The sequence below is a fragment of the Halotalea alkalilenta DSM 17697 genome (genome assembly GCF_000621205.1).
In the GTDB taxonomy this organism is placed as follows: domain Bacteria; phylum Pseudomonadota; class Gammaproteobacteria; order Pseudomonadales; family Halomonadaceae; genus Halotalea; species Halotalea alkalilenta.
The window spans coordinates 92893-117316 of sequence record NZ_KK211227.1; the positions used below are offsets into that span (position 1 = coordinate 92893).

26 protein-coding genes are annotated in these 24424 nt (G+C 65.9%); 4 read left to right on the top strand and 22 right to left on the bottom strand.

What is annotated here, in order from left to right; all coding sequences use genetic code 11:
• Positions 1 to 107: 107 nt before the first annotated feature.
• On the bottom strand, positions 108 to 611 hold the full coding sequence (locus Q376_RS0111480; RefSeq protein WP_027350441.1) for a GNAT family N-acetyltransferase: 504 nt from the start codon (positions 609 to 611) through the stop codon (positions 108 to 110).
• Positions 612 to 724: 113 nt separating this feature from the next.
• On the opposite strand from Q376_RS0111480, the gene Q376_RS0111485 reads away from it, so the two are divergent.
• A complete protein-coding gene (locus Q376_RS0111485) occupies positions 725 to 2230 on the top strand; it encodes a RimK family protein (protein WP_027350442.1) in 1506 nt (501 codons plus the stop codon).
• A 31-nt stretch (positions 2231 to 2261) separates the two neighbouring features.
• Here Q376_RS0111485 and Q376_RS0111490 read toward each other — a convergent pair whose 3' ends face one another.
• From Q376_RS0111490 to Q376_RS0111505, 4 genes are all read right to left on the bottom strand, one after another.
• A complete protein-coding gene (locus tag Q376_RS0111490; RefSeq protein WP_027350443.1) occupies positions 2262 to 2531 on the bottom strand; it encodes a YeaC family protein in 270 nt (89 codons plus the stop codon).
• Positions 2532 to 2551: 20 nt separating this feature from the next.
• Positions 2552 to 3403: a rhomboid family intramembrane serine protease gene (locus Q376_RS22395; RefSeq protein WP_052365165.1), complete on the bottom strand. Its 852-nt coding sequence runs from the start codon at positions 3401 to 3403 to the stop codon at positions 2552 to 2554.
• 208 nt (positions 3404 to 3611) lie between these two features.
• Positions 3612 to 4550: a metallophosphoesterase gene (locus Q376_RS0111500; protein WP_155834321.1), complete on the bottom strand. Its 939-nt coding sequence runs from the start codon at positions 4548 to 4550 to the stop codon at positions 3612 to 3614.
• A complete protein-coding gene (locus Q376_RS0111505) occupies positions 4547 to 5446 on the bottom strand; it encodes an NAD(+) kinase (RefSeq protein ID WP_027350445.1) in 900 nt (299 codons plus the stop codon). The genes Q376_RS0111500 and Q376_RS0111505 overlap by 4 nt, the downstream gene beginning before the upstream one ends.
• Before the next feature lie 78 nt (positions 5447 to 5524).
• On the opposite strand from Q376_RS0111505, the gene Q376_RS22400 reads away from it, so the two are divergent.
• Positions 5525 to 6469 (top strand): DUF1853 family protein, encoded by a 945-nt coding sequence (locus Q376_RS22400; protein WP_052365167.1) that lies wholly within the window; start codon positions 5525 to 5527, stop codon positions 6467 to 6469.
• Positions 6470 to 6472: 3 nt separating this feature from the next.
• Here Q376_RS22400 and Q376_RS0111520 read toward each other — a convergent pair whose 3' ends face one another.
• The gene (locus Q376_RS0111520; protein WP_027350446.1) at positions 6473 to 7354 is read right to left on the bottom strand and encodes an EamA family transporter; all 882 of its coding nucleotides are present in this window, start codon (positions 7352 to 7354) and stop codon (positions 6473 to 6475) included.
• A gap of 30 nt (positions 7355 to 7384) precedes the next feature.
• Between Q376_RS0111520 and Q376_RS0111525 the strand changes: the two genes are divergently transcribed.
• Entirely contained in the window at positions 7385 to 7855 is a 471-nt protein-coding gene (locus Q376_RS0111525) for a DUF6314 family protein (protein WP_155834323.1), read from the top strand.
• A 689-nt stretch (positions 7856 to 8544) separates the two neighbouring features.
• Here the strand turns inward: Q376_RS0111525 and Q376_RS0111530 are convergent.
• From Q376_RS0111530 to Q376_RS0111565, 8 genes are all read right to left on the bottom strand, one after another.
• A complete protein-coding gene (locus tag Q376_RS0111530; RefSeq protein WP_027350448.1) occupies positions 8545 to 8736 on the bottom strand; it encodes a hypothetical protein in 192 nt (63 codons plus the stop codon).
• A gap of 170 nt (positions 8737 to 8906) precedes the next feature.
• Positions 8907 to 10295 (bottom strand): FAD-binding oxidoreductase, encoded by a 1389-nt coding sequence (locus Q376_RS0111535; protein WP_027350449.1) that lies wholly within the window; start codon positions 10293 to 10295, stop codon positions 8907 to 8909.
• Between the two features lie 8 nt (positions 10296 to 10303).
• Positions 10304 to 11182 carry a sulfurtransferase gene (locus Q376_RS0111540; RefSeq protein ID WP_027350450.1) on the bottom strand — a complete coding sequence of 293 codons (879 nt, stop codon included), beginning with the start codon at positions 11180 to 11182 and terminating at the stop codon, positions 10304 to 10306.
• Between the two features lie 71 nt (positions 11183 to 11253).
• Complete coding sequence (locus Q376_RS0111545; RefSeq protein WP_027350451.1) at positions 11254 to 12015, bottom strand: amino acid ABC transporter ATP-binding protein; 762 nt, start codon at positions 12013 to 12015, stop codon at positions 11254 to 11256.
• Positions 12012 to 12920 (bottom strand): amino acid ABC transporter permease, encoded by a 909-nt coding sequence (locus tag Q376_RS0111550; RefSeq protein ID WP_027350452.1) that lies wholly within the window; start codon positions 12918 to 12920, stop codon positions 12012 to 12014. The genes Q376_RS0111545 and Q376_RS0111550 overlap by 4 nt, the downstream gene beginning before the upstream one ends.
• On the bottom strand, positions 12910 to 13821 hold the full coding sequence (locus Q376_RS0111555) for an ABC transporter substrate-binding protein (RefSeq protein ID WP_081803523.1): 912 nt from the start codon (positions 13819 to 13821) through the stop codon (positions 12910 to 12912). The genes Q376_RS0111550 and Q376_RS0111555 overlap by 11 nt, the downstream gene beginning before the upstream one ends.
• A complete protein-coding gene (locus Q376_RS0111560; protein WP_027350454.1) occupies positions 13821 to 15173 on the bottom strand; it encodes an LLM class flavin-dependent oxidoreductase in 1353 nt (450 codons plus the stop codon). Before Q376_RS0111560 ends, Q376_RS0111555 begins: the two co-directional genes overlap by 1 nt.
• Positions 15170 to 16522: an MmgE/PrpD family protein gene (locus Q376_RS0111565; protein ID WP_052365173.1), complete on the bottom strand. Its 1353-nt coding sequence runs from the start codon at positions 16520 to 16522 to the stop codon at positions 15170 to 15172. The genes Q376_RS0111560 and Q376_RS0111565 overlap by 4 nt, the downstream gene beginning before the upstream one ends.
• Before the next feature lie 490 nt (positions 16523 to 17012).
• Between Q376_RS0111565 and Q376_RS24835 the strand changes: the two genes are divergently transcribed.
• Positions 17013 to 17150, top strand: coding sequence for a hypothetical protein (locus tag Q376_RS24835; protein WP_155834325.1), 138 nt, complete (start codon positions 17013 to 17015; stop codon positions 17148 to 17150).
• Between the two features lie 37 nt (positions 17151 to 17187).
• On the opposite strand, the gene Q376_RS22405 is transcribed toward Q376_RS24835, so the two are convergent.
• From Q376_RS22405 to Q376_RS0111610, 8 genes are read right to left on the bottom strand one after another with little or no spacing between them, the layout of a single operon-like run.
• Positions 17188 to 18708: a class I adenylate-forming enzyme family protein gene (locus Q376_RS22405; RefSeq protein WP_043447608.1), complete on the bottom strand. Its 1521-nt coding sequence runs from the start codon at positions 18706 to 18708 to the stop codon at positions 17188 to 17190.
• Positions 18705 to 19490, bottom strand: a complete 786-nt coding sequence (locus Q376_RS22410) for a VOC family protein (protein WP_043447613.1) — start codon at positions 19488 to 19490, stop codon at positions 18705 to 18707. The genes Q376_RS22405 and Q376_RS22410 overlap by 4 nt, the downstream gene beginning before the upstream one ends.
• A 9-nt stretch (positions 19491 to 19499) precedes the next feature.
• Positions 19500 to 19928, bottom strand: coding sequence for a PaaI family thioesterase (locus Q376_RS0111585; RefSeq protein ID WP_027350456.1), 429 nt, complete (start codon positions 19926 to 19928; stop codon positions 19500 to 19502).
• A gap of 56 nt (positions 19929 to 19984) precedes the next feature.
• Complete coding sequence (locus tag Q376_RS0111590; RefSeq protein ID WP_027350457.1) at positions 19985 to 21001, bottom strand: zinc-binding dehydrogenase; 1017 nt, start codon at positions 20999 to 21001, stop codon at positions 19985 to 19987.
• 17 nt (positions 21002 to 21018) lie between these two features.
• Positions 21019 to 22002, bottom strand: coding sequence for an ABC transporter substrate-binding protein (locus tag Q376_RS0111595; protein WP_027350458.1), 984 nt, complete (start codon positions 22000 to 22002; stop codon positions 21019 to 21021).
• Positions 22003 to 22020: 18 nt separating this feature from the next.
• The gene (locus Q376_RS0111600) at positions 22021 to 22797 is read right to left on the bottom strand and encodes an ABC transporter permease (protein ID WP_211266658.1); all 777 of its coding nucleotides are present in this window, start codon (positions 22795 to 22797) and stop codon (positions 22021 to 22023) included.
• Positions 22794 to 23555 carry an ABC transporter ATP-binding protein gene (locus tag Q376_RS0111605; protein ID WP_027350460.1) on the bottom strand — a complete coding sequence of 254 codons (762 nt, stop codon included), beginning with the start codon at positions 23553 to 23555 and terminating at the stop codon, positions 22794 to 22796. The genes Q376_RS0111600 and Q376_RS0111605 overlap by 4 nt, the downstream gene beginning before the upstream one ends.
• Positions 23555 to 24274, bottom strand: coding sequence for a GntR family transcriptional regulator (locus tag Q376_RS0111610; RefSeq protein ID WP_027350461.1), 720 nt, complete (start codon positions 24272 to 24274; stop codon positions 23555 to 23557). The genes Q376_RS0111605 and Q376_RS0111610 overlap by 1 nt, the downstream gene beginning before the upstream one ends.
• Between the last annotated feature and the right edge of the window lie 150 nt (positions 24275 to 24424).

Consider the following 24424-nt stretch of genomic DNA (forward strand, 5'->3'; position numbering starts at 1 on the left):
GGCGCCATACACACCGGGATCGAATCTCGGCTCGGCAATGGGGGCGCCAGTCGAGGGATCGAGCGGCGGCGGTGAGGCCGTGGTTCGACTGCCCTTGGAGCAAGCGCTCAGTCCAGGATCGCCGGCAGCGGCTTCGACATCCGCCACGCCGCACAGCCGTCGCTGTAGTAGTCATCGATCCAGTGCAGGGTGCGATACCCCATCCGGCGGTAGAGACCCAGAGCCCGGCGGTTGTCGGCGCGAACCTCGAGCACCAGCTCGCTGGCCCCGTGCTCGAGCGCGCGGCGTTCGAGTTCGACCAGCAGTCGGCGCCCCTGACCACTGCCGCGCGCGGCCGGGTGCACGCAGAGGGAGTAGAGACGAGCCCTGTGGCTGTTGCTGCGCAACAGCAGGGTGCCATAGGCGAGGATGCGCTGCGGCGGTGCGCATGTACCGGCGGCGTCCTCGAGCACCACGGTCACGGCGCGGGCGCGGCTGAGCAGATAGCGCAGCTGGCGGCGGTTGAAGCGATCGCCGTCGAAGCTGTCGAACTCGAGCTCCTCGAGTTCGTCGAGGTCGTCGGGGTGCGCGGTGCGCAGTTCGAGCACTGCGCCTGCGGTGGCGTCGGTCATCGGGAATCCATGGCTCCAGGGCGGCGGGCGCCATGATGGCGAGCGCTTGTTCCTGGCGCAAGGCTAGCGCATGCTGGCCTCCTCGCGCACCGCTTCAATACGGGATCAGCACCATGTCACGCTTGCGCATCGTCGTCGATCGGATCAGCGATTGGCGCCCTTTCTATCCCAGCGACGATGTCATCACCGCGCGGGACTTCCTCGCCCTGGATGCCTCCGACAAAGCCACCCATGTGATCAACCTGTGCGGCGAGCTCGGCTATCTCGGCACCGGCTACTACGTCTCGCTGCTTGCCCAGGCCCGCGGACAGCGAGTCCAGCCCAGCGTCGAGACGCTCAACCAGCTGTCGCGCAAGGCGCTCACCCACCTGGAGCTCGACGGAGTCGACGCGGTGATCGCCGAACAAGCCAAACGCGGCCTGCTGGAGGGTGACCAGCTGCGCCTGCGGCTGTTCTTCGGCGACAGCGGCCTGCCCGGCCTCGAGCGGCTCGGCCGCTGGCTGTTCGAACGGATGCCGGCCCCCATCCTCGAAGCCCGCTTAGGGCGACGCGGAGAAGGCTGGCGGCTCGAGCGGCTCAAGCCGCTGCCGCTCGAGGCCCTGCGCGAAGACGAGGAGGAGCGCTTCGCCCGTGCGCTCAATCGACATTCGCGCCAGGTCTGGCGTACGCCGGCGGCGCGCAGGCGCTACCGCTTCGACCTGGCGATGCTGGTCGACCCGGGCGAGGCCCTGCCACCGAGCAATCGCGCGGCGATCAAGCAGTTCATCCGCGCCGGTCGGCGGCTCGGCATCGACGTCAGTCTGATCACCCGCAAGGATGAGGGGCGCCTGGCCGAGTTCGATGCGCTGTTCATCCGCGAGACCACCAATCTCGACCATCACACCTACCGCATGGCCAAGCGTGCCGAGCACGAAGGGCTGGTGGTGATCGACGACCCGCGTTCGATCCTGCGCTGTACCAACAAGGTCTATCTCCATGCCCTGCTCGGCACCCACGACATACCGGCGCCGCGCGGCCGGCTGCTGCACCGCGGCGATCTTCCCGCCCTGCGCCGGCTGGCGGCGACGCTGAGCTATCCCCAGGTGCTCAAGGTGCCGGACGGCGCCTTCTCACGCGGGGTGGTCAAGATCGAATCCAGCGAGCAGCTGGTGCGCGAGGCGAGCACGTTGTTCGAGGACTCCGCGCTGCTGCTGCTGCAGGAATGGATGCCCACCGAGTACGACTGGCGCATCGGCGTGATCGATGGCGAGGTGCTGTTCGCCAGCCGCTACTACATGGCGCGTGGCCACTGGCAGATCTACGACCACAGCAAAGGCAAGGTACGCAGCGGCGGCTTCGATACCATCGACCCGGCCAAGGTGCCGGCCAAGGTGATCAAGGCGGCGCTCAGGGCCACCCGGCTGATCGGCGATGGTCTCTACGGCGTGGATTTGAAGCAAAGCGAACAGCGGGTGGTGGTGATCGAGGTCAACGACAATCCCAATATCGACGCGGGCATCGAGGACGTGTTCCTCGGCCGCGAGATCTACACCCGGGTGATGAAGGTGTTCCTCGAACGGATGGAAGCGCGGCGGCGCTCGCTGGCACCGGCGCAGTCCGCCACGAGTTCGAGCGGCTGAGCCACATCGGCAGTGAGCGGGCCGGGCGCAGTCACTCCCGCCATCTGATCCGCTCGGCCTCGGGTTCGCCGCCGCGCTCGTCATCACGATGCTTGGTGCGGTCCAGGTAGCCGGTGCGCTGCTCCTCGGGCACCTGGTGCTCGCACTCGTACTTGATCATCGCCTCGAGGCAAAGCGCCAGCTGCTCGCGGCTGAGCATCCGCCCGTCGGGCCATTTGCGCAGCTCCACCGCACGCCTGAGATTGTGATAGATCTCCGGGCTCATCTGCTGCGCCATCTTGTCGAAGGTCATCTCACTCATCGTCATCTCCTTGGAATCACTCACCGGGCCGCCGCCCGCGCGTGGACCGCGAGCGCCGCGGCGAGGCCTGAGAGCAGGCCTCCGAGGTGGGCCTCGTTGGCCACGTTGCCGAAACCGATCCAGGCCGCCAGCGGCGTCATGCACAATACCAGCCAACCCAGCATGAACAGCATCAGCATCTGGGGCAGATGATAGCCGCTCGCGGGCGCTTGGCGCGCGCGCAGCCAAACGTAGCCGAGCAGCCCATAGACCACCCCGGACATGCCGCCGAACAGCAGGCCCCCCGCGGCGTACTGAGCGAGGTTGCCGACCAGCGCGGTGATCGCGACCAGCAACGCCAGCGCCAGCGTACCGCCGCGCAGCTCGATCTGACGGCCGAAGTACCAGACCCACATCAGGTTGAACACCAGGTGGCTCACACCGAAATGCATCAGTGCGGGGGTGAACAGGCGCCAAAGCTGGCCGCTGGACAGGGTCGCGCCGAGCCCGGCGCTGCCGACACCGCTGGCGGAGAAAGTCAGCGGCGCGATCGCCAGCGCCTCGACCATCATCAGTTGAAGGCCCTGCATCAGCAGGAAGACCACCACGCAGACCGCCACCAGCGCCACGGTGAGCGGCGCGCTCGAAAGCGCCTTAACGGCCCTGCCGCCGCCCCGTGCGGCCTTCGGAGGAACCACCACGTCAAGGCGCTCGCCGGCCTGCCAGCGCTCGGCCAGCTCGCGCGCCTCAGCGAGGCGATTGGCGTCGGTGAGCACGATCCACTGGCCTTCCCCATCCTCGCGATAGTAATGGTTGATCCTCGCCGCCCACAGCGCGCGGCGCAGCGGCGCGAGGTCGAGCCGGGGAGGGAAACGCATCACGGGTGGTGGCATCGGCGGGGTCCTGACGGTACGAGACGAGAAGCGCTTGCATGGTAACCGATCGGCATCCACGGCGAGAACCGGGGAGCGCAGGAGTGTCGCGGACAAAAAGAAACCCGGTGGCAGAACCGACCGGGCTAGAGCAAGGGATCATTCAAGGGAACACTTACTTTGACGGCGGCTTGCGGAGAAAGTTCACCGGTAGCCAAAAAAAATCGAATCAATCTCGGGCGGCGTCGATCCAGACCAGGCGGTCGGCGTCGAGCCTGCGCTCGCCATCGAAGCGATAGGCCACCAAGGCGCCGCCGTTCACTGCACTGTAATCGAGACAGGCCAGGTTCGCCGCGATCAGCGCCGGCACGCCACGGCACCAATAATGGCCAACGAACAGCGGCGGCTGATCATCGCCATAGGAAACCAGCCGCCGCTTGGCGCTCTCCTCCAGCGGCCGGCGTTCGAGATCGTCCGGCAGCGGGTCCGGCTGGAACACCACGTCGCCATAGCACTCGGGGCCTGGGATCCAGAAGCTGGTGCGGAAGCTGTGACGCTCGATACCGTCGCGCGAGGTGATCGTACGCTCTCCCGGCAGGCGCAGCTGGGGCCCACGGGTCAACCGATCGAACAGCTGGTGGAAGAAGCTCTGCGGGTCGCTCGCCCGTTCGAGCATCATGTGGTCGATCCGGCCATCGGGATGGCTGGCGAGGAACGGCTGCACCAGCGACGGGTCCCAGCAGGCGTGGACAGCGCGAAAGCGCTCTCCCTCGACGCACAGCGGCCGCTCGAGCATCCACTCCAGTGTGTCTCGCCACTGCGCCTCGTAACCGCTGTACTGCTCGAGGGTAGCCTTGTGCACGCGCGGCACCCGCACGCCGCCGGGGTGGAGAAACGCACGCAGCGCGCTGACCTCGTGGTTGCCGAGCAGCGCCTCCGCGCTGCCGGCCGCGACCATCTCGCGCACCAGCTCCACCGTCTCGCGAATCTCCGGTCCACGATCGATCAGATCACCGAGGAACAGCGCGCGACGATGCGCATGCCGCCATACGCCATCGCGTCCACGGTAGTAGTCGAGTCGCTCGAGCAGCCGTTCGAGCAGGCTGGCGCAGCCGTGCACGTCGCCGATCAGATCGACCCCGCCACCCTGCGCCAGCGCAATGCTCATTGCCCGTTGTTGCTCCAGCCAAGCTTGCTGCGACAGCTCTCATAATAGCTGTGCCCAAGCGGATGGAGCAGCTTGAGCCGCTCGGGCTTGCGCCTGATCCTCAGCACGTCGCCCGCATGGGTGAGCAGCTGGGTCTGGCCGTCACAGCTGAGCAGCGGCTGCTGGTCGAGCTTGCCGCAGACGTGCAGCCGGATCTCGCTGTCGGCCGGCACCACCAGCGGCCGGCTCGAGAGCGTATGCGGGAACATCGGCACCAGCACCACCGCATCAAGCTTCGGATGCAGGATCGGACCACCGGCGGACAAGGCATAGGCGGTGGAACCGGTGGGCGTTGCGATGATGATACCGTCGGAGCGCTGGCGATAGACGAACAGGTCGTCGATGTAGAGATCGAATTCGATCATCCGCGCAACCTGCCCGGGGTGGACCACCACGTCGTTGAGCGCATGGGCGCGAGCGACGGAGACGCCTTCGCGCTCGACCGTCGAATCGAGCAGGAAGCGCTCCTCGAGCTCGAAGTGTCCGCTGAGCAGCTCGGCGAGCTTGAGCTCCATGTCGTCGGGGGAAATGTCGGTGAGAAAACCGACCCGCCCCTGGTTGACGCCGACCACCGGCGTGCCGCTGATGCACAGGCTACGAGCGGCGCCGAGCATGCTGCCATCGCCGCCGACTACGATCGCCAGGTCGCAGTTCTCTCCCAGCATGGCCAGGCTGGCGCGCATGATATGCTGATTGGGCACCGCCTCGTCGGCTGCGGCATCGATGTATTCGACGCCCTCTTCGAGCACCACCCGATGACCTCGAGCGAGCAAGAAGCGCAGCAGCCGGCGCAGGGTTTCGTCGGTGTAGCGGCTGCCTGGACGGCCGATCAGGCCGACCGTTCTGAATTGGGCCATGGAAGCTTTCCACTGGTGGTTCGAGGGCGAGGCGATGCGGGCCATTATGCTGACTGCCGCTCACCGGGAGCAAACCGGATGACGTTGCCTTGCGATCCGAGATTAGCAGCCCGCGCGCACGCGGACCTCGCCTGGCTGCTCGATGCCCCGCCGCTGGCCCAGCCCGAGGGCACCCGCTACCCTGCGCTGGATGCGCTCGGCGTGCTCGACCCGAGCTGGCGCCGCGGCCGCGCCGAGGAAGCGCCGCCCTTCGCCGCCTGGCTCGACGAACGCCCGAGCAGGCGGCTGGGCGAGTACGTCGAACGGCTGTGGCAGTGGCTGATCGCACGCGCCCCCAACGCCGAGCTTATCGCCGCCAACCAAGTGCTGCGCGCCGACCAGCGCACCCTCGGCGAACTCGATTTGCTCTATCGACGCCGCGACGCCCCCCACCGGCTGATTCACCTCGAACTGGCGATCAAGTTCTATCTCGGCCTGGATCCCGGCCCCGGCGCGCCCGACTCGGCCCGGCGCTGGATCGGCACCGACGGCCGCGACAGCCTCGAGCTCAAGCTTCGCCATCTCACCGAGCAGCAGACCCGGCTGCTCGACGCCCCACTCGCCCGCGCCGCGCTGAACCAGCAGTTGGGTAGCGCATTGGCGGCTGAAACCGCAGGACCGATCGAGCGCCAGTGCGCGATGCTCGGCGTGCTCTTCCATCCTTGGCCCAACGCACTGCCCGCCCCCCGCGACGCCAAGCCCGGGCATCTCGTCGGACGCTGGCTGCACTGGCACCAATGGCCTGCGTTTCGCACACGCTACGCACCCGCCTATGGATTTCGTCTCGGCATGCCCCACGCGCTGCACCCGCCGCGCGATGCCAAGCTGCTACCGATCGATGCATTCGAACGCCAGCTCGCCGGGCACTTCGACCAGGGCGAGGCCCCGCGGCCGCTGCGGCTTGCCCTGTTCGACCTGGACGGCGAGCCGCTGATGCCAACGATCATCACCGCCCAGCGCTGGCCGCTGCGCGTGCCGCTATGACCTTCAAGCGATCGCCAGGCGGCGGCGCCTGCGGGTCCACCACAGGTTGAGCCACAGCGCGAAGCCGATCACCAGCGCAGAGAGGGTCAGCCTCAGCACGTCCGCATCCCGGTTCCAGATCAGCACATTGACCGCCAGGCCCGCGGGCTTCAGCGCCTCGTTCATGATCGCAAGCGTGCCGGCATCGACGCGACGCGCACCCTCGTTCCAGAAGAAGTAGCCCAGGCCGGAGGCGATCAGGCCGAGCCACAGCAGCACGCTCCACTGCACCGCCGTCGTCGCCGGTCGCGAAGCGTCACCGAAGAGCACGAAAGCAGGCACCACCAGGATCGCGGCGCCGACATAGAACCAGCCGAACTGATGCAAGGCGGAGAGCTTGGTACCATCGACGGCGGCGAGCCCAGGCAGGCGCCGATAGGCGACCTGGCCGAGCGCGAAGCAAAGATTCGATGCCTGGACCATCCAGAACCCTCGCCAGAAGCCCGGCTCCACGCCAGGATGGCTGATCAGCAGCGCACCGACCACCGCAATCGCGGCAGTGCCCAGGTAGAATGGCGAGAACCGCTTGGCCAGCGCGTCGTCGATCAGGGTCACGTAGATCGGCGTCAGGATGGTGAAGAGCAGCACCTCGGGCACGCTGAGCAGTTCGAAGGATTGATAGTAGAAGATGTACATCGCCCCGATCTGCACCGCGCCGACCGCCATCAGACCGCACGCCGTGCGCGGCGCGATGCGCCGCGGCCGCAGCAGCGGCAGGAACAGCAGCAGCGCGAGCAGGATGCGCACCAGCACCGAGAAGTAGCTATCCACCTGTCCTGAGAGGTAGACGCCAATCAGGCTGAATGAGAACGACCACAACAGCGTGACGCCCAGCAAGTAACCCATCGAGTGGTAAACCTTTTTGGAAATCTAAAGTTGACGACGATTATACGCCTTGGCGAGCGCATCGATGCAATCACCCGAATGGAATTCACCGCCCACACCCTGCCCGGCTCGAAGACCGGCTGGAACGGACGCGGCGAAGGCCGGGTCACCATCCATTCAGGCCTGGAAGGCGCCCGACGGGTGGTAAGGCTCGACGAAGCCGGCGAATTCTTCAGCGAGCAGCACCCCCGCCCAGTGGCATTTCGCAATCGTTATCGACTGACGTGGTTCGATGACCGCCTGCGGCTGCACCATGAACGCCGCGGTGAGGCCAACGCGGTGTGGCTTTTCGACCTGGTGGAGCATGACGATGGCACCGACTCGCTGCACAGCGAACAGCCCCATCCCTGCGGCAGCGACAGCTACAGCGCGACACTGACCCTGACCCCGAGCGGCTTCTCGTTGAGCTGGAAGATCGAAGGGCCGCGCAAGAACGAGTGCCTGTCGTATCGATACAGTTGAGCGCACCAGCCCACCCGCCGCCGCTCGATCCCTCGACTGGCGCCCCCATTGCCGAGCCGGCACCCGGCCTTAGCGCGTACAGGCGCCGCTCGGGACGAACGGGGTTATTGGGCCGTTTGCGGCTAGCGCCCGAGGACGCTTCGATACCGTTCGTGCCCTTCGACTCGCTTCGCTCGCTCAGGATGCTCGGATAGCGCCCGAGGAACGAGGGCAGTCGAACCACGGCCTTACCGCCGCCGCACGATCCCTCGACTGGCGCCCCCATTGCCGAGCCGGCACTCGGCCTTGGCGCGTACAGGCGCCGCTCGGGACGAACGGGGTTATTGGGCCGTTTGCGGCTAGCGCCCGAGGACGCTTCGATACCGTTCGTGCCCTTCGACTCGCTTCGCTCGCTCAGGATGCTCGGATAGCGCCCGAGGAACGAGGGCAGTCGAACCACGGCCTTACCGCCGCCGCTCGATCCCTCGACTGGCGCCCCCATTGCTGAGCGTGTGCTCGGCCTTGGCGCGTACAGGCGCCGCTCGGGACGAACGGGTTCATTGGTCCGTTCGTGTCCTTCGATGCGCTTCGCTTACTCAGGATGCTCGGATAGCCGGCGAGGGACGAGCCGAGTCGAACCACGGCCTTGCCACCACCGCGCGATCTCTCGATGCCAGTTACTCGCCCTCGAGGCGAACGCTTCTGGCGGCTCAACCCAGTACGATCACCCAGTCTTCGCCAAGCACTCCTTGGCGCTGGCTCTGGCGGGTGATCAGCACCGGCTCCGGCGCGTAGAGGTCGAGATACTCCCCCGGCCTGCCGGTTACGCGGATCAACACGTCGACATCGCCCTTCTGCCGGCGCAGCACCTCGAGATGCGCGATCAGCTCGGAGGTCTTCATCTGGATTCTCCATCTCGGCCCGCTCGGGCTCGATCATCACTGACCGAGATGACACCAAGATGATGCCGGGGCGATGAATCGCTCTTGATCAGACCGGAACTTCAGCGGAGCAACGGCGGACCTGTCCGTCTCCGGCCTCAACGACCAGGAGCTCTCCAGTCTCCCAAGGCTCAGCGCGGGTCGCTGGTGGAGAAGACCTTGCCGGGATTCATCAGCTCGAAGGGGTCGAGGGCGCGCTTCAGCGCCAGCATGACATCGATCGCTTGTTCGCCGCATTCGCGCTTCAAGTAGTCGATCTTGCCGGTGCCGATGCCATGTTCACCGCTACAGGTGCCGCCCACCGAGAGCGCCTTATCGACGATCGCCGAGTTGATCCGCGCGACTTCGGCCATCTCCTCGGGCCGCGCGGGATCGACCGAAAACACCGCGTGAAAATTGCCATCGCCGACGTGGCCGAGGATCGCGGCCGGCACCTGGGTGGTGTCGAGGGCGGCCTGGGCATGCAGGATGCATTCACTGAGTCGCGAGACCGGTACGCAGACGTCGGAGCTCCACCCCCGGCCACCGGGACGCTGGGCGACGATGGCGAAGAACGCATCCTTGCGCGCAGCCCACAAACGCTCGCGGGCTTCAATTTCGCTGGCCCATTCGAAGCCCACCGCGCCGTGTGCGGCGGCGATCGTTTCGACCTTTTCGATCTGCTCGGCCACCGCTGCGGCCGAGCCGGCGAACTCGAACACCAGCGTGTCCCGCGGTGCGAGCGAGAGCCCCGAATAGGCATTGACCGCTTGCACCAAGCGCCGATCCATCAGTTCCATGCGGGCGATCGGTATGCCCTTCTGCACCACCGCGATGGCGGTGTCGACCGCATCCCCCACGCAAGGAAATCCACAAACCGCGACCGAGCTGGTTTCGGGTATGGCGTAGAGCCGCAGGGTGACTTCGGTGATGATGCCAAGCGTGCCTTCCGAGCCGACCAGCAGGCGGGTGAGGTCGTAACCGGCGGCGGACTTGCGCGCGCGGCCGCCGGTCTTGATCACCCGGCCGTCGGCCAGCACCACGGTCAGCGCCAGTACGTTTTCACGCATGGTGCCGTAGCGCACCGCGTTGGTTCCAGAGGCGCGGGTGGCGACCATTCCGCCCAGCGTCGCACCGACTCCCGCATCGATCGGGAAGAACAGGCCCTCGGCCACCAGCGCCTGGTTGAGCCCCTCGCGGGTAACACCGGCCTGCACGGTGCAGTCGAGATCGCTCGCACTGACCCGCAGCACCCGATCCATCCTCGAGAGATCGATGCTGAGCCCGCCTCGCTGGGCGCTCAGCTGCCCTTCGAGCGAGGTACCCGCGCCGAAAGCGACCAGCGGAATCCGCTCGCGCGCGCAGAGCGATACCGCGAGCGCCACTTCCTCAGTGCTCTCGGCGAATAACACCGCGTCGGGATTCGCCGGCGCGTGATGCGCCTTGCCGCCGGCGTGAGCGACCAGCGTGGCGACATCGGTGGTGAAGCGATCTGCGAAACGTTCGCGCAATTCGCTGAAGGCCTTGCTTCGTTCATGCATCGCTGCTCTCACTCCTTCCCCGGTTCGAAACTGGATTCGCCCTGCGCGCACGGCAAGCGTTCGTCCGCCCCCCACTGCATCCAGGAGCCGTCATAGACCGCCACGTCGTGCTTGCCGAGCCGGTACAGCGCGAAGGCCAGCGCGCAGGCGGTGACCCCCGAGCCACAGCTGGCGATCACCGGCGCGTGCCAGTCGAGCCCGACGGTCTCGAAGCGAGCACGCAGCGTACGCTCATCGAGCATCCGGCCGGTGGTTGGATCGCTCAGCCGATCGAATGCGAGGTTGAGGCTGCCCGGTATGTGCCCCGAACGAAGGCCAGGGCGCTTCTCCGCCTCGGCGCCGGTGAAGCGAGAAGCGCTGCGCGCATCGATCAGCTGGGCGCGGTGCGAAGCGAGGTTCTCCTCCACCGCCCTCTGGTCGCGGACCAGCTCCGGCCTGAAGCGCGCGCGAAACCGCCGTGGCGCCCAATGCGACGGTTGCGCGGTGACTTCGCGGCCCTCGGCGAGCCATTTTCGCAAACCGCCGTCGAGCAGCCTCGTGCGCCGGTGTCCGAACACCTCGAGCGTCCACCAGGCGCGCGCCGCCGACATCAGCCCCGGGGTGTCGTAAACCACCACCAGCGTATCGTCGTCGATTCCCAGCTCGCCGATCAGCCTCTCGGCCAGCGCGGGGTCGGGCAGCATATGGGGCAGCGACGAGCCGGGATCGGCGAAGGCATCGATGTCGAAGAAACGCGCGCCTTCGATATGCCGCTGGGCATAGAGTTCGCCACCGGTGGGCGTCACCCCAGGCAAGGTGTAGGTGGCATCGAGCACCACCAGCGCGTCGTCGTGGAGATGACGAGCGAGCCAGTCGGTGGATACCAGGGGATCTGGTGAAGAGGTCATCGAAACTTCCTGCGCATGTATGAAAGTGAACGAAGGCGGCCTTTCGTCGGCCACCAGACGATACGACCGGCCTACAGCACGGTGGAAAGAAAAGCGCTGGTGCGCTCGTGGCGCGGCGCGTCCAGCACCTGGCTCGGCGGGCCGGACTCGATGATCCGGCCCTGGTCCATGAACACGATCTGGTCGGCGACCTCGCGGGCGAAGCCGATTTCATGGGTCACCACCATCATGGTCATGCCGCTGCGAGCCAGCGACTTCATCACCTGCAGCACGTCACCGACCAGCTCCGGATCGAGTGCGGAAGTCGGCTCATCGAACAGCATCACCTCCGGCTCCATCGCCAGCGCCCGTGCAATCGCGATGCGCTGCTGCTGGCCGCCGGAAAGTTCGCGCGGCCAGGCCGCTGCGCGATCGGCAAGACCGACTTGGGCGAGCAGGCGCTGGGCGCGTGCGATGGCGACCGCCTTGGACTCGCGGCGCACCAAGAGTGGCGCCTCGATGAGGTTCTCGATCACGGTCCGGTGGAGGAACAGGTTGAAATGCTGGAACACCATGCCGATACGCGCGCGCTGGCGCGCCACCGCGCGGGCGCTGAGCTCGTGCAGCCGGTCGCCGTCGCGGCGATAGCCGATCAGCTCACCGCCGACTTCGATGGTGCCCGCATCGACGCTCTCGAGGTGATTGACGCAGCGCAGCAGGGTCGACTTTCCCGATCCGGACGGCCCGAGCACCACGCAGACGCTGCCCTCGGGGATCGCCAGCGAAACGTCGTCGAGCACGCGGGTGAAACCGAACGATTTGCTCACCCGGGAGATTTCGATCGCGGCACTCATCGGCGTGCTCCCGACCGGGGAAGCGCACCGCGAGCCAGCCATTGCCACGACATCGCACTCTGCTGCGCGGCGCCGCGACCGTAGTGGCGCTCGATCATGAACTGGCCGATCGACAACAGCGTGGTCATCGCCATGTACCAGATCGTCGCCACCATCAGCAGTGGAATCACCTCATAGGTACGCTGATAGATGATCTGCGCTGAATAGAGCAGATCCTGCAGCGCTATCACCGATACCACCGCGGTGGTCTTGAGCTGCCCGATCACCTCGTTACCCGCCGGCGGCAGGATGGTACGCATCGCCTGGGGCAGGACCACACGGCGAAAACCCTGGAACGGGGTCAGCCCCAACGCCTGGGCGGCGTCGTGCTGGCCTGCATTGACGCCGAGGATACCGGCACGAACGATCTCGGCGGCATAGGCCGCCTGGTGCATCACCAGGGCGATCACGGCGGCGCTGAACGGGCTGATCACACTGTTGGTCGGCGCAGACCACAGCTCGCCGAGACCGGGGATGGACAGCGCCAGCCGAGGATAGAGCGCGGCGATGTTGTACCAGAGGAACAGCTGGACCAGCATCGGCACTGCGCGAAACAGCCAGGTGTAGGTCCAGCTCACCGCCACCAGGACCGGATTGGCGCTGAGTCGCATCAATGCCAGCACGATGCCGCCAGCGAAGCCGAACACCACTGAGATGAAGGTCAGCTCGATGGTCATGCCCACCCCTGCGAGAATCGAGTCGCTGGTGAGATTGCGCGCCACCACCTCCCACTCGAAATTGGGGTTGCGAACCATCGAATCGATCATCAGCGCGACGACCGCCAGTGCCACGAGCGCAGAGCACCAGCGCCCGTAGTGGCGCTTGCGCACCACCTTCAGCGGCGCCGCGGCAGGCTCAGGCACCATCGAGGATCTCCTGGTTGCTCCTGGCCTCGCTCACCGCGCCATAGCCGATCTCCCAGCGCTCGAGGATCCGTCGATAGGTACCGTCGTCGATCAGCGATTGCAGCGCTTGACGCACCGGCTCGGTGAGCTCGGAGTCCTTGCCGAGGCCGATGCCGACGTAGCTCGGCGGCACCTCGAACTCTCCGCCCAGCATCAGCGCACCGCGAGAGGCCGACGCCTGGTACTTGAGCCCTTCATAGGGACCGAAGAATGCCGGCGTACGCCCGCTGACCACCGACTGCACGCCTGACGGACGGTCGGGGAACAGCGGTATGTCGATCTTCTCTTTGCCTTCGGCGACGCAGCGCTCGCTCTGCTGTTCGAGCACCGCCACGTTCTGGGTACCGGAGCCACCGCCGACGGTCCTGCCACAGAGCTGGTCCAATTCGGTGAGCCGCTCGTCGCCGGCATCGCTTCGAACCACCATGCCGAGGCGGTTATTGTTGAAATAGCTGACGAAATCGATCCGCTTGAGGCGCACCGAATTGACGTCGAGATTGGCCAGCGCGGCATCGTAGCGCCCGGTGCTCAGCCCCGGAATGATGTTGTCGAAACCGCCCGCATCGTGCCAGCGGGGCTCAAGCCCAAGACGATGCGCGATGGCGGTCATCACATCTACTTCCCGACCCTCGAGCGAGCGGTTGTCTTCGCCATAGAACACCGTCGGCGGCGTATTGGGGTTGGTGCCGATATTGATGACCCCGGCCTGCCGTATGGCATCAGGAAGGATCGCTTGCAGCGCTGGGTCGGCGCTGACCTCGAAGTCGGTCTTGATCGGTACGTTGGACTGCTGCGCCTGCGCGGTGGCGCAGACCGACAAGGCCAGGGTCATGGTAAGGGCGAATCGTCTCAATATGCTCATCAAGCGTACTCGTCGGCGAAGGGGCGCAGGTTGGCGAAATTCTCGGCCACGCTGGGCAGGCCGAGATTCTCGCGCAGGGTGTCGAATGCATAGTTCTCGCGGAACAATCCACGGCGGCGCAGTTCGGGGATCACCAGGTCGACGAACAGCTCGAGCTGGCCGGGCAGGACCGCGGGCATCACATTGAATCCATCGGCACCGCCCTGCTCGAGCCAGTTCTCGAAGTCGTCGGCGATGTCATTCGCGTCACCGACCACCACCCGATGCCCGCGCGAGCCCGCCGCTACCGCCGCCAGCTGGCGCAGGGTCAGCCCCTCGCGCGCAGCGAGATCGGTGAGCAGACGTACACGGCTCTGGCCGCCCTCCACTTCGCCGACCTCCGGCACTGGCCCATCGAGGGGATGAGCGGACAGATCGAAACCGAAACGCGCGGAGAGCTGCTGGATGCCGTTGTCGATATCGACCCATTGATTGAGCTGATCCCAAGTCCGCTGCGCCTCGGCACGGTCACGCCCAACGATCGGCATCACCCCCGGCAGCACCAGCAGATGGTCGGGATTGCGCCCTGCCGCCGCGACCAGCCGCTTCTGGCTGCGGTAGAACGCCTGTCCTTCCTTCAGGGTGGCGGCGGCAGTGAACACCACCTCGGCGGTCTGCGCGGCGAGGCGCTGACCAGCGGGCGAGGAGCCGGCTTCGATGATCACCGGCCGCCCCTGGGGTGAGCGGGCGATGTTCAACGGACCCTCGACGGAAAAATGCTTACCGCGATGGTTGGCTGGGTGGATCTTGTCGTCATCGGCATAGATCCCGCGCGCCTTGTCGGCCACGATCGCACCCTCCTCCCAGCCATCCCACAGCGCATGGGTCACTTCGAGAAACTCTTGCGCCAGCGCATAGCGATCGGCATGGCTCGGCAGGTCCTCACGGCTGAAATTGCGGGCGGCCCCCTCGGAAAAGGAAGTGACCACGTTCCATGCCGCGCGGCCGTGGCTGATGTGGTCGATCGAGGCCAGTGCGCGAGCGAGGTGGAACGGCTGGTCGAAGGTCGTCGAGGCGGTCGCGGCCAGACCGATATGCCGGGTACGCCCGGCAAGGGCGGCGAGCAGAGTCAGCGGCTCGAGCCGTGACATCGTCGATGGCAGCCTATGCACGCTGGTGGCCAGCGCATCGCCGACGAAGAACATATCGAAGCCCCCGCGCTCGGCGGTTTCGGCGATCCAGCCGAACCAGTCGATATCGGTCGGCGAGCCCTTCGCCTCGGGATGACGCCAGCCACCGACATGGTGGCCCAGCGCCTGTACGAAGAGACCTAGCCTCAGCTGTCGCCGAGGCTCAATGTCAGCATTACTCATGGTGTGCTTCCGTTCGGGATGAGAAATTCGAGCAAAGCGGCGATGTCCCGGTCGCTGCGCAGCGCAAGATGATGGCGGAGCCGATCCAGCGCCGGGCCATCGAGCGTCCCGGTGAGCTTGGCGTCGATGTCGACCGGCCGCGCCACGACCTCGGCCCTGGTCACCTGCTCGACCAGTTCACGTTTGGAGGTGAGGCGCAGGATGATGCGGTGAAAACGCGCGTCGGGATCGAGCGCGTCCGGCGTCGCGGCGGGATCTTCCTCGCGCACCACCCGCGCTGCCAGCGCGGCCAGGCGGGCATCCACCGGCCCTTCGACGAAACGGGAGAGCGCCACCTCACCTTCCAATAGCGCTGCGGCGATCACGTATTCGAGGCTGAAGCGCGCTTCGACACCGTTTTTGGGTACGCGGATGAAGGGGGCGACATCGGCACCGGGCGGAAACTGCACCACTACCTGCTCGATCAAATCGTCCAGATCATCGGTGCCATATGCTTCGACCAGCCGCACGCGCAGCGCCAGCGCGGCATCCGCCGCGCCATGGGTGCCGCCGCAGGTAGGGTAGCGCTTGAACTCGAGGCCCGGCGCGACGATGCGCCATGGCGCGCCCCAATCCGCCAGCAGTCGCTCGGGACGAGCAGCGCCGAGCCCCAGGGTGTCGAGAAACCCCGGCAACACCTCCCGGTTGGCGGGAAAATCCAGCGCTGCCAGCCTTGCTGACTCATAGCCCGCCCGAGCCGCAAGGCCTGCATGCAAGGGTTTGGCGGCCGAGCCGAACTGCGCCCGCAAACCGGCGGCCTGGGTCGCCGCCAGACCGAGCGCGATCGCCGTGCGTTCGATGTCGAGACGAAGCAGTCTGGCCACCGCGGCGGCGGCCGCGATGGTGCCGAGCGTCGCGGTCGAGTGGAAACCGGCGACATAGTGGCGCGAACCTATCGCCAACCCAAGCCTTCCGGCGACCTCCACCCCGAGGATGTAGGCGCTGAGGAGCTCTTCGCTCGAGCCAGGGTGCTGCTTCCATGCCGCCAGCAAGGCGGACAGGACCACCGTACTCGGATGCCCCCGCATTCCGGGATGGTAATCGTCGAAATCCAACGCATGGCCGAGATAGCCGAGCACTACCGCCCGGTGTCCGGGTTCATCCAGGGCGAACATTTCACGCACCGGGCCAAGCCCCGAATCGGGCACTAGAGCGGTGGCAACCGGCAGCGCGGAGGCGATGAAATCAGCCACCCCGCGGCGCGCGGCCGCCCGCGCCGAAGCCTGCGATGGGGAGGAGCGCTGGATGGCGAACGCCAGCGCGTCGGTAAGTACCCCAGGACTCGGTGGATAAACACGGGAAGTATTCATATCGAGAGGATCAAGGTCGAAAAAGTCCCACTGTAGACGGCACCGATATCAAGGCCCGGCCCTATCGAAAGTTCGTATGCCATTGCGAAACAGACGGGCGAGGAGAACGGGCACCATAGTACCTGCCGGTTAGAGGACGTTGAATTTCAACCGGATATCTATTTCGAATCTCTTATTTCCGATAGTTGAATATCGATATTCACACTCGCGCACCGAAGACCCAGCGCCGAACCTTCCACCCGTTCCAGCATGTCGATCCCGGGCCTGGCGTGGGGGCGAGGGATATGCATGACGAGGTGGAAGGATCGCGCGATGGCGATGTGGATGCATCTAAGGGCGCAACGCTGTTTTAAGGCGCGCTTGAAACGCCATTGATCGGTACATTGATCAGGTGAGAAACGAACAACATCGCGGCTTAATATAAAAACTGAAACAGTTCTCCCACTAATCTACACTGATCACTTCCGAGCCAAGGAGGCGAAAGACGTCGATGACTATCATGGATGGATCGTCCAAACGGCGATCCGCTGCCGACGATCAGCAGATCAAGGCCTTCGAGCAAGAACTCGAGCGGGTCCGGGCCATCTCGGTCAAAGGCTATCGGCTGCCGGCGAAGAAACCGCGGTAGCGCGACGCCTTAGACGGCCGATGGCTGCGCGCCTTCCTCACTCTTCTTCCCATCGCAAGCCTTGCCATAGCTGGGCCGCGCGCATGCGCAGGGCGTGGCGATCGATCTTGTTGGTCCCGGCCAGCGGCAGTGCGTCGAGCAGCCATATCCGGCGCGGATGCTGGTAAGCCGCGGCATGCTCCAGGCTGAACGCCTTGAGCTCCTCCTCGCTCGCCCGCGCCAGGGGGCGCAGCACCACGAAAGCGACCGGCTTGTAGCCCTTGATCTCATCCTCCACCGGCACCACGCAGGCTTGCTGCACCGCGGGGTGGCCCTCCAGCATCTTTTCGATCTCGCCGGGGTAGATGTTCTCGCCACCGCTGACGAACATGTCATCGCGCCGCCCGACGAAGGTGTAGAACCCCTCGGCGTCGCGATGGAACACGTCTCCGGTGACATAGTAGCCATCCGCGGTGAAGGGGCTCGCCAGGTCCGGGCGCTGATGATAACCGGACATCAGCCCTGGGCTTTTCAGCTCGAGCACCCCCTGGTCGCTCTCCTTACCTTCCTCATCGCGCAGGCGCAGGCTTACCTGGGGATGGGCGCAGCCCACCGCCAGCGGCGGGGTCGCAAGCCCAGCGGGGTGGGCTGCGAACACCACCGGGCCACCTTCGGTGGTGCCATAGGCGTTGATCACCCGCGCGTTGGGCAGCAGCCGGTGGATCTGCTCCAGCAGGCTGGCACTCACTGGGGCCGAGCCCATCCTCACCACCCGTACCGAGGAGAGATCCACGCCCTCCAGCGGCTCGCGCAGGATCATCGCGATCATCGGCGGTACCGCGGTGAGCCAGGTGCAGCGATAGCGCTCTATGGCCTGCAGGTAAGCCTGCGCGGTGAACTGCGCGAGCAGCACCGTAGTCGCCCGGGAGGCGAGGCTCAGCAGCGCCAGTGCCAGGGCGTTCATGTGGTAGAACGGCGCGGCGATCAGTGCCCGCTCGTTGCAAAGCGGCGTCGCCTCCAGGCGGGTGCGCACCACCCACAGGTGGGCGGCGTGGCTGAGCACCACGCCCTTAGGCTTGCCGGTGGAGCCGGAGGTATAGAGGATCATCGCCGGCTCCTCGCCCCGCGGCTGGAACATCTCGAGCGGCCCTGGGTCGAGCAGCTGCGACAGCCGCTCCGGCCCCTCTCCTTCGAGCGTCAGGCGGTCGACGCCATCGGGTGCCAGGGCCAGCCGCGCCCGGTCGCAGAGCAGCAGCCGGGCGCCGCTGTCGTTGACCACGTATTCGATCAACGCTTTGGGCAGCTTGAAGTTGACCGGTACCGACACCAGCCCGGCGCGCATGGTACCGAGCACCACGGCGAGATACTCCACCGAGTTGGACGCAAGTATCGCGATACGCTCGCCCGGCGCATAGCCGCGGGCGAGCAGCCCGCGGGCGACGGCGTTGACCAGCTCATCGAGCTGGCCAAAGCTGTAGCGGGACTCTCGCATGGCGCTGTCCAGGCCGATGAAGGCGAGTTGGTCGCGCTCGACACCGGCGTCGAGGACGCCAGCCAGATTGCGGTTGGACGGATTCATTGGACGAACTCGAGCAGAGTGGCGAATGAGGGGATCGAGACGCCCACACCCGCCGGCGTGGGGCCATGCGCCAACCCGAGTGCCGCGGCGCGCCGAGCGAGCAGCGCCGGGTCGGCGCAGCGCAGGCTGATGGCGGCAAAGCGCTCCGGGCACGGCTCCCCATCCCCGGCGAGCGCGCCGAAGCGCGCCACCAGCGCCTGCGCATCGACGATATCGAGCTGGAAGTCGCCATCGAAGCCGCCGAGCCTGGCATAGCGCCGGGCGCTCTCCTTGGGCTCGGCGCTCACCACGGTGAGCCGCGCGATGCCGCTGACGCCGTTGGCATGGCCGAGCCACTCACGCCGCCAGACCAGTTCGGGGGTTTCGTGGTGGCAAAAGTAGACCCGGCCCGCGGCGAACTCACCGGGCAGGCGAACCGTGGCGAAACGCGCCTCCTGCTCGACGCCATCGACCTCCACCGGACGCGAGAACCGCTGCACCGGCTGGGCCGCAAAGCCCTGGCGCACCAGCCGCTCATGGGTCGCGATGGGGTCGTCGCAGGCCAGCACCAGGCCGTCGATGCCGAGCGGGCTTGCCAACACTTCCTGGCGCAGCCTGTCGGTACCCGACGGCAGGCCGATCAGCTCCAGATAGCCCTGCTCGAACACGATCAAATGGTTGATCGAGCCCAGCGAATGGTAGCCGCGCGGGGTCAGGGTGAAACCCAATGCGGCGAAAAGCTCGGCGGCGGCATCGGTGCCGAAGCGGGTATTGATCACCAGGTGATCGAGTTCGGCGCTCATCGTCGAGCCCTAGGCCTTCGCCGAGGCGGAATCAGGCGTGGAATACACCCCGCGGCCGCTCGCCACCAGGCGCCCTTCGCTATCGAAGACCTGCGCCTCGGCCACCGATACCTGCCTGCCGAACTTGATCACCCTGCCGGTCGAACGCAGGTCGCCCTTCGCCGGACGATGGTAGTCCACGCGCAGATCGATGGTCGGCACTCCCCTACCGGTCTTGGAGACCAAGGCCCAGTCGGCGGTCAAGTCCACCAGCGCGGCGAGGATCCCGCCATGGATGTAGCCGCCCGCTAGGTTGACGACCCACTCTTCGCGCCATTTGGCGCTCAGTTCGATGCTGCCCTCGCCGACGGACACCACCTGCAGTCCGAGCCACTGATGGTAAGGGCCCTTGAGCAGACTGGCCTGGATATCGGCGGGGGTGGGGATTGTTTCGGTCATGGTCGATCTCGCCTAGTGAGTCATGGATGAGCTGATGGAAAGCGTCATGTGCCCACTCAGGGCGTCACGATCACCTTGCCCAGCACCTCGCGGTCGCGGATCAGCGCCAGGCCCTCGGCCGCCTGCTCCAACGGCAGCACGCGGTCGATCGCCGGGTCCACCTTGCCGGTGGCGACGAGATCGAGCAGCGCGGCCAAGTCCTGCTCGTAGAAGCTGTTGGAGCCCTTGATGTTGAGCTCGAAGCTCCAGACGTAGCGCAGATCCTCGGCCGGGGCGTAGCCCGCCGTGGCACCGCAGACCAGCAGGGTGCCGCCGCGCTTGAGACATTTGAGCGATGGCACCCAGGTGTCGCCGCCGGTGAAGTTGATCACCACGTCGACGCCGCCCTCGAAAGTGCGCCGCTGCGGCTTGCCATACTGGCCGATCGCCCATTTCGAGAAGTCGGTGGTGCGGTAGTTGACCACCTGGTCAGCCCCCAGCGCCTTGAGCTGCTCGGCCTTCCTTTCGCTGCCGGCGCAGGCGATCACCTCGGCACCGAGCAGCTTGGCCAAAATCACGCAGGCGGTGCCCACCCCGCCGCTGGCACCGAGGATCAGCACCCGATCGCCCGCTTTCACCGTGGCATGGGTGATGAGCATCCTGTGCGCGGTGCCATAGGCCACCGGCAGCGCCGCCGCCTGCTCGAAGCTCACCGCGTCGGGCAGGCGGATCAGCTGGCGTGCGTCGACCAGCGCGTACTCCGCCATGCCGCCATCGGTCATCTCTCCCATCAGCCCGACGCCGGGCTTGAGCGGATTGACCAACACCCGCTCACCCACCTGCCAACCCTCGACACCTGCGCCCACCTCGCTCACCGTGCCAGCCAGGTCGAGGCCGATCACCACCGGCAGCGGCACCTTGATGCCGGGCATGCCGTTGACCGTGAACACGTCGTGATAGTTGAACGACGAGGCACCGACGCGTACGACGACGTGTCCTTCGCCAGCCGCCGGCACCGGCTTGTCGCTGACAACGTGCAGGCGGTCCAGCTCGCCATGCTCGTCGAGCACCAGCGCTTTCATGGTTTTGCTCACGTCTCTCGTCTCCTCGGTCATCGCAGCTGCTCGGCTCGAGCATAGGGTTGGGTGGCGAACAGGGCGTCGTCGAGCTCACCCCTGATCAGGCCGCTGTCGGCGAACACCTGGTGCTGGCGCTTGAGCGTCTCGATATCCTCCGGCTCGAAGGCCACTCGGTTCATCGCACTCCACTGGCCGACATAGACCCGCGCGTCATGCTCCGGCAGATTGGCACTGCTCTGGAGGATCGAGATGACCTCATCGGGATGCGCCTCGCCCCAGGCCAGGGTGTCACGCAACGCGGCGATCACCCGTGCGACGGTCTCGGGGTGCGCATCGACCAGCCCGGCGTTGACCGCGCCAACGCCGATGTAGGGCACCGAATCGGAGTCGGTCAGCTTGCGCCATTCATCGGCGAAGCTGCCGAGCCGCTTGACCTTCAACTCGTCACCGAGCTGGGCGATAGTCACCGAGCGCAGCGCAGCGCCATCCACCTGCTTCTGGGCGAGGAACTGGGCAAGGCGCGATTCGTTGCCGCCGACCAGCGAGAAATCATTGCTGCCGATGCCGTAGTTGCCGGCGAGCACGGCGCTTGCGATCACCGCGACCGATGAACCGGCCGGCGACATCCCGATCTTCTTGCCGCGCAGTTCGTCCAGCGACTCGATCGGCGAGTCCTCCGACACCACGAACTGAACGTCGGCGGGCTGGGTGGCGGCGAAGATCTTGACCGGTACGCCTTCGGCCGCGGTACTGAACACGCCGGCCAGCGGTGCACCAAATGCGAGATCGATCGAACCCGCGGCGAGCGCGCGCATCGGCGCGTTGACGTCGGGGAAGTGAACGAACTCGGCATCGATCCCCCGCTCGGCGAGGAAATCCTTGGATTCCAGCACCGAGCCATAGCCGAGGCTGACGCCGCTGGTCCAATAGCCGATCCGGACCTTCTCCGCGGCTTGGACCGAAAAGCTCAACAGGGGGGTCACTGCGAGGACAGCGACGGCGAGCAGCTTACGCATGGGACGACTCCTTGACGATCAGCGACTAGGGGTTTTCCAACGAAACAACCAGCGTTCCAGCGGTTTGAGCACGCCCGCCTCGAGCAGCAGCATCAGCGCGACCAATAGCAGCGTCCAGGCGAACACCTGATCGCTTTGGACCAGGTCGGCGGCCTGCCGAAGCCGATAGCCGATACCGTCGGACGCGCCCAGGGTTTCGGCCACCAGCGACACGCGCCAGCCGAAGCCGAATGCGAGACGCGCACCGGAGAAGAAGTAAGGCAGGATGCTCGGCAGCGAGATCTTCACCAGGACCTGCCAGCGCGACATGCGAAACGAGCGCGCCAGGTCGATGAACTGGCGCTCCACGGTCTGCGCGCCCTGCCAGACATTGGTGAGGATCAATGGCATCGCGGTCATGAACACCACGAAGATCGTGGTCGCGTCCGAAATACCGAACCAGATTATCGCGAAGATCGCCCAGATCGCCGAGGAGACGGTGTTGAGCACCGCGAGGATCGGCTCGAAAAAGCGCGCCAGCGCCCGGCTCGACCCCAGCGCGAGGCCGAGCGGCGTGCCGATCAGCGTGGCCAGGACGAAACCGCTGAACACCCGGCCCATGGTGGCGCCCAGGTCATGCAGGAAGGTGACGCTGTGCACCAGGCCAACGAGCGCAGAGAACACCCGCTCGGGCCCCGGCAGCACGAAGGAAGGAAGCTGCACGGCAGCGTACCACCACAGCAGCAGGAACACGGCGATCAAGACGCCACGCTGCAGCAGCAGACTGACGATGCGTTTCGCGGTCTCCATCGTCATAGCGCCATCCGCAGCTGGCGAACCTGCTCGCTCACCGCCAGGTCCGTCGGGATGCGCGGACGCGGCAAATCGAGCGGTTTGATCGCACGAATGCGGCCAGGACGCGGCTCTAGCACCACCACGCGGTCGGCCAGCACCACCGCCTCTTCCACGTCATGGGTGACGAACACCACGGTGATGTTCTTGAATCGCTGCAGGCGCAGCAGCTCCTGGTGCATTTGCGCTCGCGTCTGCGGGTCCAGCTTGGAGAACGGCTCGTCCATCAGCAGGATCTGCGGCTCCACCACCAGACTGCGCGCCAGCGCCACCCGGCTGCGCATGCCGCCGGAGAGCTGATGCGGCCAGGCGCGTGCGAAGCCATCGAGCTCGACCAGACGCAGCGCCTGCTCGGCCTTGACGATGCGCTCGGCGCGCCGCGAACGCTCCGCCTCCAGGCCGAACGCCACGTTGGCCCGGATGCTGCGCCATGGCAGCAAGCGGTCTTCCTGGAACATGTAGGCGATCCGCCGCCAGTCGCGAAAGCTGGCCGCCGGCTGGCCATCGATACGCAGCTCGCCGCGGTCGGCCGGCAGCAGCCCTGAGACGATATTGAGCAGAGTGCTCTTGCCACAGCCGGAGGTACCGAGCAGAGCGACGATCTCTCCCTTGGCGACATCCAGCGAAATGCCGCGCAGCGCCTCCAGGCCATCGAAGTGCTTACCGATATCCTTCAACGAGAGCGCCGGCACGGCGAGAGCCAGAGAAGACGGCGCATTCATCAAGAGAATCTCGCCATCAGCAGCGGCAGCGAGACACCCGACTCGCTCAGGCTGGCGTACACCTTCTCCAGGGTCATCGCCTGGAAGGTCTCGATATGCCGGCGCGCGATCAGCTCGGCACGCTTCCCATCCCGCTCCTCGAAGGCTTTGATCATCGCATTGTGGTCGTGCTTGATCTCAGGCTTGGTGCCCTGCACGTTGAAGCCCAGCGCCACCAGCCGGGTCATCTCATCCATCAGCCCCGAAAGGGTACGCAGCAGCCGCTCGTTGCCGGCCGCCCGGGCGATCTCGAGATGGAAGGCCTTGTTGGCATCCATGAACACATCTATCTGCTCAGGCAGCGGCGCCGGATGCATGACCCGGCAAGCGGCCTCCAGCACTCGCAGCCGCTCGATATCCACCCTCTCCACCGCCAGTCTCGCCGCCAGCGGCTCCAACTGCGCGCGCAGGGTGAACACCTCCTCGACGTCCTTGACCGTGACGGGCGCGACCTGGTAGCCCTTGCGTGGCAGCGATGCGAGCAAGTGCTCATGACACAGGCGGGTCAGTGCGATGCGACAGCTGCTCTTGCCGATCCCATAGACATCCATCAATTCAGGCTCGGTGAGCCTCGATCCAGGCAGTAAACGACAGCTGAGGATATCTCGACGAATGCGCCTGTACGCGGCATCACCCTGAGAGCTGGGCACCGCAGTGAGCGAAGGGTCAGCGTCGGGCATTGGGAAGGCCTTGGTGGATGTGTGAGCAGCTCACAATGAGCGTCTACTGATCTCAACCGGCTCTTCAAGCTAACGGAGACATGCAACGAACCGAACAAATATTTACTAATAATAATATTCGATAAATCTTATTATTGAGCAGCTCAACGT

What these genes read in the sequence shown, in the direction of transcription:
- Q376_RS0111520 (WP_027350446.1), bottom strand. Translation starts at nt 7,354, where the DNA reads ATGGGTTACTTGCTGGGCGTCACGCTGTTGTGGTCGTTCTCATTCAGC.
- Q376_RS0111540 (WP_027350450.1), bottom strand. Translation starts at nt 11,182, where the DNA reads ATGACCTCTTCACCAGATCCCCTGGTATCCACCGACTGGCTCGCTCGT.
- Q376_RS22405 (WP_043447608.1), bottom strand. Translation starts at nt 18,708, where the DNA reads ATGAATCCGTCCAACCGCAATCTGGCTGGCGTCCTCGACGCCGGTGTC.
- Q376_RS0111500 (WP_155834321.1), bottom strand. Translation starts at nt 4,550, where the DNA reads ATGAGCATTGCGCTGGCGCAGGGTGGCGGGGTCGATCTGATCGGCGAC.
- Q376_RS24835 (WP_155834325.1), top strand. Translation starts at nt 17,013, where the DNA reads ATGACTATCATGGATGGATCGTCCAAACGGCGATCCGCTGCCGACGAT.
- Q376_RS0111605 (WP_027350460.1), bottom strand. Translation starts at nt 23,555, where the DNA reads ATGAATGCGCCGTCTTCTCTGGCTCTCGCCGTGCCGGCGCTCTCGTTG.
- Q376_RS0111480 (WP_027350441.1), bottom strand. Translation starts at nt 611, where the DNA reads ATGACCGACGCCACCGCAGGCGCAGTGCTCGAACTGCGCACCGCGCAC.
- Q376_RS0111565 (WP_052365173.1), bottom strand. Translation starts at nt 16,522, where the DNA reads ATGAATACTTCCCGTGTTTATCCACCGAGTCCTGGGGTACTTACCGAC.
- Q376_RS0111560 (WP_027350454.1), bottom strand. Translation starts at nt 15,173, where the DNA reads ATGAGTAATGCTGACATTGAGCCTCGGCGACAGCTGAGGCTAGGTCTC.
- Q376_RS0111595 (WP_027350458.1), bottom strand. Translation starts at nt 22,002, where the DNA reads ATGCGTAAGCTGCTCGCCGTCGCTGTCCTCGCAGTGACCCCCCTGTTG.
- Q376_RS0111535 (WP_027350449.1), bottom strand. Translation starts at nt 10,295, where the DNA reads ATGCATGAACGAAGCAAGGCCTTCAGCGAATTGCGCGAACGTTTCGCA.
- Q376_RS0111485 (WP_027350442.1), top strand. Translation starts at nt 725, where the DNA reads ATGTCACGCTTGCGCATCGTCGTCGATCGGATCAGCGATTGGCGCCCT.
- Q376_RS0111610 (WP_027350461.1), bottom strand. Translation starts at nt 24,274, where the DNA reads ATGCCCGACGCTGACCCTTCGCTCACTGCGGTGCCCAGCTCTCAGGGT.
- Q376_RS0111490 (WP_027350443.1), bottom strand. Translation starts at nt 2,531, where the DNA reads ATGAGTGAGATGACCTTCGACAAGATGGCGCAGCAGATGAGCCCGGAG.
- Q376_RS22400 (WP_052365167.1), top strand. Translation starts at nt 5,525, where the DNA reads ATGACGTTGCCTTGCGATCCGAGATTAGCAGCCCGCGCGCACGCGGAC.
- Q376_RS0111530 (WP_027350448.1), bottom strand. Translation starts at nt 8,736, where the DNA reads ATGAAGACCTCCGAGCTGATCGCGCATCTCGAGGTGCTGCGCCGGCAG.
- Q376_RS0111585 (WP_027350456.1), bottom strand. Translation starts at nt 19,928, where the DNA reads ATGACCGAAACAATCCCCACCCCCGCCGATATCCAGGCCAGTCTGCTC.
- Q376_RS0111545 (WP_027350451.1), bottom strand. Translation starts at nt 12,015, where the DNA reads ATGAGTGCCGCGATCGAAATCTCCCGGGTGAGCAAATCGTTCGGTTTC.
- Q376_RS0111550 (WP_027350452.1), bottom strand. Translation starts at nt 12,920, where the DNA reads ATGGTGCCTGAGCCTGCCGCGGCGCCGCTGAAGGTGGTGCGCAAGCGC.
- Q376_RS0111600 (WP_211266658.1), bottom strand. Translation starts at nt 22,797, where the DNA reads ATGACGATGGAGACCGCGAAACGCATCGTCAGTCTGCTGCTGCAGCGT.
- Q376_RS22395 (WP_052365165.1), bottom strand. Translation starts at nt 3,403, where the DNA reads ATGCCACCACCCGTGATGCGTTTCCCTCCCCGGCTCGACCTCGCGCCG.
- Q376_RS0111555 (WP_081803523.1), bottom strand. Translation starts at nt 13,821, where the DNA reads ATGAGCATATTGAGACGATTCGCCCTTACCATGACCCTGGCCTTGTCG.
- Q376_RS0111505 (WP_027350445.1), bottom strand. Translation starts at nt 5,446, where the DNA reads ATGGCCCAATTCAGAACGGTCGGCCTGATCGGCCGTCCAGGCAGCCGC.
- Q376_RS22410 (WP_043447613.1), bottom strand. Translation starts at nt 19,490, where the DNA reads ATGAGCGCCGAACTCGATCACCTGGTGATCAATACCCGCTTCGGCACC.